Origin of the sequence: Pseudomonas sp. DSP3-2-3 (assembly GCF_049898225.1) — a bacterium.
GTDB lineage: Bacteria > Pseudomonadota > Gammaproteobacteria > Pseudomonadales > Pseudomonadaceae > Aquipseudomonas.
Genome location: NZ_JAFCXH010000079.1, coordinates 1 through 1,208, shown reverse-complemented (window position 1 = coordinate 1,208; position 1,208 = coordinate 1). Strand labels below are relative to the sequence as shown.

The 1,208-nt window shown below is 52.6% G+C and carries 1 pseudogene; it reads left to right on the top strand.

Features of this window, described 5'->3' with window-relative positions:
- Nucleotides 1-50: 50 nt before the first annotated feature.
- Nucleotides 51-1,208, top strand: a pseudogene (locus ACP7E4_RS30430) (IS3 family transposase); the annotation flags it as partial.

The following is a 1,208-nucleotide window of genomic DNA, read 5'->3' as shown; positions in this document are numbered from 1 at the left end:
TAAATTTGATCTGACCCCCAAATGTTGGACATCAACATAAAGGGGGTGATATGAAAAAATACACAGAGCAGGCAAAGCTCGCGGCAGTACAGGACTATTGCTCCGGCAATGGGGGACTAAGGGATGTGGCGCGTCGTCATAACGTAAATTTCTCATCTCTTCGCCAATGGGTTTTGGGTTACCAGACGCTAGGTATCACGGGCATCACAGGTAAGAAGAAGATCCATTACAGCGCTGAGTTCAAGTTGAGTGTTTTGCAACGCATGCGCGAGGAAAAACTGTCCTATCGCCAAGCCGCTGCCCTGTTTGATATCCGGAGATTCGACATTCTTGGCCAGTGGGAACGTCGGTATGATGAAGGCGGTTTGGAGGCCTTGTCCCGGCAGCCAGGAAGCGGACTTCACAAAAAAATGACAACCCCCATCCCGTCCATTCAGCTTGACTCTTCGGATGACGAAGCTCGTTCGCGTGATGATTTGCTGGCCGAATTGAGCCAGCTGCGCATGGAAATTGCTTATTTAAAAAAGCTCGATGCCTTGGTTCAAGCGAAGGAACAAGCTGCGCAGCGGAAAAAGCGCAAATCGTGATTGAACTGAGGCAGGAGCACCCTCTTGGAGGCCTTCTGAAATTGGCGGGCCTGGCCCGTAGCACCTTTTACTATCAACAAAAGGTGCAGCAAGCCGTTGATAAATACGCGGTGCTGAAGACCAGAATTCGCTCAGTTTTCGACGAGCACAAAGGCCGATATGGCTATCGTCGCATCACTGCTGCCGTTCGGCGAGCTGGTCACCTTGTGAACCACAAGACTGTTCAGCGCCTCATGGGCGAGCTTCAGTTGAAAAGCCGTGTGCGCATAAAGAAATACCGCGCCTATAGAGGCGAAGAGGGTCAGGTAGCGCCGAACTTGCTCAAGCGGAAGTTCGATGCCAAACGACCGAATCAGAAATGGGTAACCGATGTGACGGAGTTTCGGGTTGGCGGGCAGAAGCTTTATCTCTCGCCGATACTTGATCTCTACAACGGCGAAATCATCGCTTTCAAGACGGCCAGGCGCCCGCTGTTCGACATGGTCGGTGCGATGCTGCGACAAGCTTTTGAGCGGCTGCGTCCGCGCGATAAGCCAATTTTGCATTCCGACCAGGGATGGCAGTACCGGATGCCTATCTACCGCCGCGTGCTGAACGAGCGTGCGGTAAAGCCAAGCATGT